Consider the following 3610-nt stretch of genomic DNA (forward strand, 5'->3'; position numbering starts at 1 on the left):
CCGCCCGCAGCGTCGATACCGTCCGTTCACGCAGCGTTCCATTCGGAGTACGGCAGTCTCGTAATTGCGCGTCACCTTCAGGGGTTGGAATACCGATGTTCTCGGAATGCCGAGACGTCTCCTCCCGAAAGGTCATCATGCGCCGCTTCACCCTGCCCGTCGTCGGCCTCCTGGGCGTGGCCGCCCTCTCTCTCACCGCTTGCCAGAGCCCGACCGCCGAGGCTGCTCCGGCCGATCCGGACGCTCCTCTCACGATCGCCACGATCCCCGTCGGCGACGACCCCACCGCCGAGAACCCGATCGAGGTGTTCGCCGACCTGCTGGAGAAGGCGACGGGCCGCGACGTCGAGATCACTGATGTGCCCGACTACCTCAGTGTCGTCGAGGCCATCCGTGCCGACCACGTCGACATCGGCATCATGAGCGGCTTCCCGTCGGCCCTCGCCGTCAACACCGGCGAGGTGGATGCGCTGGTCGCCTTCCAGGGCGACGGCAAGCCGGTCTCGACCTGCGTCGTGCTCGACGAATCGCCCATCCAGAAGGTCGAGGACCTCGAGGGTAAGACGGTCGCGTTCGCCGATCAGGCCTCCAGCTCCGGGTACTTCATGCCCGTGTACATGCTGCACGAGGCCGGTCTCGAGCAGGGGACCGACTACGAGGCCATCTTCGCCGGTGGACACGAGGGCAGCTTCGCCGCGCTGCAGCAGGGACAGGTGGACGCAGCCTGCACGGCCGTCATGCTCACGGAGCTCGGCGCCCCGATGTTCCCCTTTGCGGATGGAGAGTGGCGCGCGGTGGGGGAGAGCCCCGCGATGGACATCCAGGGCGCGGTCCTCGGCCGTCAGTCGCTGGACGCCGAGACCCGCAAGGTGATCCAGGACGGCATCGCCGAGGTGTTCTCGCCCGCGAACGCTGAGCGTCTCGGCGCTTACGGTGCGTTCGCAGCGGCCCCGCAGACGGTCGACCCGAAGAGCGCCGACTTCCAGTCCTTCGCCGAGATCGCGGCCGTGGCCGGGGTCAAGCTCGAGGACCTCAAGTGACTCTTCCCGCTCTGCGTCTCGCGCCGGCGGCCGCTGTTTCCGCACCCGGCCGAATCGGAGATGATTCGTCGTCGTCAGGGCGCGTCGCAGACCGACACGCCGGAGCGCCAACCGATGCTCTGGGTTTCGGCCCCGCCGAGGGTGCAGTGCGCACCCCCACGGCCGAGCTCCGCCAGGCGCTTCCCCTCGTCGCGGTCCGCGGACTGCAGGTCGCGTACGGGGAGAACACGGTGCTCGACGGGGTCGACCTCGACCTCTTCCCCGGCGAGATGGTCGCCCTGCTCGGAGCCTCGGGCTCGGGGAAGTCCACGCTGATGCGCAGCCTGACCGGGTTCGCGCCGATCAGCTCAGGCACGGTCCGCGTGGCCGGGCACGACGTCACGAACCTCGGCCGCGGCGAGCTGCGAACCCTCCGCTCCGGGGTCGGACAGGTGTTCCAGCAGTTCAACCTGATCCCACGCCTCAGCGTCATGACCAATGTGCTCACCGGCGCCCTGCACGGCGCCGGGCCGATCAACATCGCGGGAGGCTTCTCGAACGCGCACCGCCGTCGGGCGCTCGAACTGCTCGATCGGGTCGGGATCGCGCACAAGGCATCCGCTCCCGCACGCTCCCTCTCGGGGGGACAGCAGCAGCGTGTGGCGATCGCGCGGGCGCTCATGCAGCAGCCGAAGGTGATCCTGGCCGACGAGCCGGTCGCATCACTCGATCCGAAACTCGCGGGATCCGTGCTCGGCCTGTTGCGCGAGATCGCCACGCAGGACGGCATCCCTGTGCTGGTGAGCCTGCATGTGCTGTCGCTCGCTCTCGCGCACAGCGACCGCATCGTCGGGCTTCGCCACGGCGAGATGCTCGTCTCCGGCGTGACCTCGCAGTTGGATGCCGCCGCGCTGGAAAACCTCTACGACGACGAGGAGCACGGTGATGACGACGACCACTGAGCCGCGCGCAGACAGGACCACCCGCCCGACTCTCGACCCCGCGGAGCGCGCCCGGCTCGAGAGCGCCTTCCGCGTGCCGCGTGCCCGCTTCCTGATCGGACTGCCGGTCGCGGTCCTGGTGCTGATCTGGTCGTTCAACGGCGCCCAGTTCAACTTCGTGAAGCTCGGCGAGGGCGCGATCAACATGGGTGAGTTCCTGTCGCGCCTGTTCCCGCCCGACTTCTCGAAGATCGGCACCATCCTGGCACTGCTGCTGGAGACGTTTCAGATGGCCGTCGTCGGTACGGTCCTCGGCGCCGTCCTCTCCCTGATCGTCGCCTTCGGAGCCACCTCCACCCTCGCGCCGAAGTGGCTGTACTACCCGACGCGCTGGGTCATGAACATCATCCGCTCCGTGCCCGACCTGGTGTTCGCGCTCATGTTCGTCTCGGCTGTCGGGCTCGGCCCGTTCGCCGGCATCCTGGCCATGACGCTCGGCTCCATCGGCTCGATCGGCAAGATCTTCGCCGAGGCGATGGAGCAGGTCGACCGAGGGCCCGTCGTCGCGATGGAGGCGGTCGGCGCCTCGAAGCGGCAGATCATCCAGTACGGGATCCTCCCGCAGGCCGCACCGCTGCTGACCTCGTACACGCTGCTGCTGTTCGAGGGCAACGTGCGCGGCGCGACCATCCTCGGTCTCGTCGGCGCCGGCGGCATCGGCCTCGAGCTGACCACCGCGATGCGCATGTACGACTACGGCCACCTCAGCGCCATCATCATCTGCATCATCGTGCTCGTCACGGTGATCGACCAGGGCAGCGCCCTCATCCGAAGGAGAATCACATGAGCATCATCGATACCGGACTCGTCCTCAGCGCGCCGGTAAACCTGCGCGACCTCGGCGGCATCATGATCGATGGCGGTGTGCTGCGTGAAGGCCTCGCCATCCGCACGGACGACCTGGCCTATGTGACCTCGGAGGTGGCCGATGAACTCGTCGCGGGTGGACTCAGTGCCATCATCGATCTACGCTCGCCGCTCGAGGTCTCGGTCACGGGACGTGGGCCTCTCGGCGCGCACCCGGTCGGCTACCATCACCTGCCGCTCATCGCGGATGTGGGGGCATCGATGGGAGACAAGGCCCCGGAGCTGAGCCACGAGGCCATGGGCCGGATGTACCGGCGCATGGTCGAGGGCGCGGCGCCGCAGCTCGTCATCGCACTCAACGTGATCGCGCACACTCCCGGCACGGCGGCCTTCCACTGCGCCGCCGGTCGCGACCGCACCGGTGTGCTCGCCGCCATGCTGTTGCTCGCATTGGGGGCCACCGACGACGACATCGTCACCGACTACGCCCGCACCGGCGACAACATGGTCGCGGTCATGGCGCGCACGGCTCCGGTCATGGGAGCGATGTGGAGAGCTCTGGGCTTCGACGCCGCCGCTCTGGAGAACGGCTCGTCGCTTCTGGAGGGCTCGATGGATGTGTCCATGCGCAGCCTTCTCGACACGCTCCGCGCGGAGCACGGGGACCCGCTGACGCCGTTGCGCGCTGCGGGGCTCTCGAACGCCACGATCGCCCGACTGCGCGAGCGGGCGCTGGCCGCGTGACGATGCCGATGACGGATGCCGGGGCCGCGGTTCGCCGCC

Annotated in this window: 4 protein-coding genes; all 4 read left to right on the top strand. The window is 68.5% G+C overall.

What is annotated here, in order from left to right; genetic code table 11:
• Positions 1-137 precede the first annotated feature (137 nt).
• Complete coding sequence (phnD, locus tag DSP71_RS09175; protein WP_061017433.1) at positions 138-1040, top strand: phosphate/phosphite/phosphonate ABC transporter substrate-binding protein; 903 nt, start codon at positions 138-140, stop codon at positions 1038-1040.
• A gap of 146 nt (positions 1041-1186) precedes the next feature.
• Positions 1187-1981 (top strand): phosphonate ABC transporter ATP-binding protein, encoded by a 795-nt coding sequence (gene phnC, locus DSP71_RS09180; protein WP_113680944.1) that lies wholly within the window; start codon positions 1187-1189, stop codon positions 1979-1981.
• Positions 1965-2807, top strand: a complete 843-nt coding sequence (gene phnE, locus DSP71_RS09185) for a phosphonate ABC transporter, permease protein PhnE (RefSeq protein ID WP_113680945.1) — start codon at positions 1965-1967, stop codon at positions 2805-2807. The genes phnC and phnE overlap by 17 nt, the downstream gene beginning before the upstream one ends.
• Positions 2804-3571, top strand: a complete 768-nt coding sequence (locus tag DSP71_RS09190; RefSeq protein WP_113680946.1) for a tyrosine-protein phosphatase — start codon at positions 2804-2806, stop codon at positions 3569-3571. Before phnE ends, DSP71_RS09190 begins: the two co-directional genes overlap by 4 nt.
• Positions 3572-3610 lie beyond the last annotated feature (39 nt).

Origin of the sequence: Microbacterium sp. H6 (assembly GCF_003314775.1) — a bacterium.
GTDB lineage: Bacteria > Actinomycetota > Actinomycetes > Actinomycetales > Microbacteriaceae > Microbacterium > Microbacterium oxydans.

Coding starts and splice junctions, on each gene's coding strand:
- phnD (WP_061017433.1), top strand. CDS start 138: ATGCGCCGCTTCACCCTGCCCGTCGTCGGCCTCCTGGGCGTGGCCGCC.
- phnE (WP_113680945.1), top strand. CDS start 1,965: ATGACGACGACCACTGAGCCGCGCGCAGACAGGACCACCCGCCCGACT.
- DSP71_RS09190 (WP_113680946.1), top strand. CDS start 2,804: ATGAGCATCATCGATACCGGACTCGTCCTCAGCGCGCCGGTAAACCTG.